Here is a 549-nt window from a genome sequence, read left to right on the forward strand (position 1 = left end):
ATATCTGTATTCAGATCATAGCACTGAAACCAAAGGTTAAAGAGATTATTCCATTCTTCATCATCAGGATAATATTGTGGTAATACAATACTTAAACCATTGTAATCCATTAAAAAACCTCCTTTCTACTCTATTGTAACATGATAGAGGTGATGAGAGCTTTGTATTCTTAAATTATTTTATTAAATCTAGTACTTTCAGAAGATTTTCTTTGATGCACAACAAGTGTGATTGTGTCATATCACTAATATCTACTAAATCAGGTACACCAATGACATCAATACCTGCAGCATCTGCTGCAATAATACCATTTCTAGAATCTTCTAGAATGAATGTTTCTTCCTTGTTTAGACCATAGATTTCAATAGCTTTATTAAATATTTCAGGATTTGGTTTAGCACGAGTGACATGATCACCACATACAAACTTATCAAAGTACTTGTCTAAACCAGCAGACTTGAGAGAAAATAGTACATCTGGTTCAAATGTAGAACTAGTAAGAACCAATGTATAACCTTTATCTTTTAGATAAGTTAATAGTTCATGAGC

The 549-nt window shown here is 31.3% G+C and carries 1 protein-coding gene; it reads right to left on the bottom strand.

Annotation, left to right across the window (positions count from 1 at the left end; all coding sequences use genetic code 11):
- Positions 1-174 precede the first annotated feature (174 nt).
- Positions 175-549, bottom strand: a 375-nt coding sequence (locus B2S90_RS01870; RefSeq protein WP_286696473.1) for an HAD family hydrolase, incomplete at its 5' end; no start/stop codon positions are given.

The organism is Catenibacterium sp. UBA627 (assembly GCF_002299355.1).
In the GTDB taxonomy this organism is placed as follows: Bacteria; Bacillota_I; Bacilli_A; order Erysipelotrichales; family Coprobacillaceae; genus Catenibacterium; species Catenibacterium mitsuoka.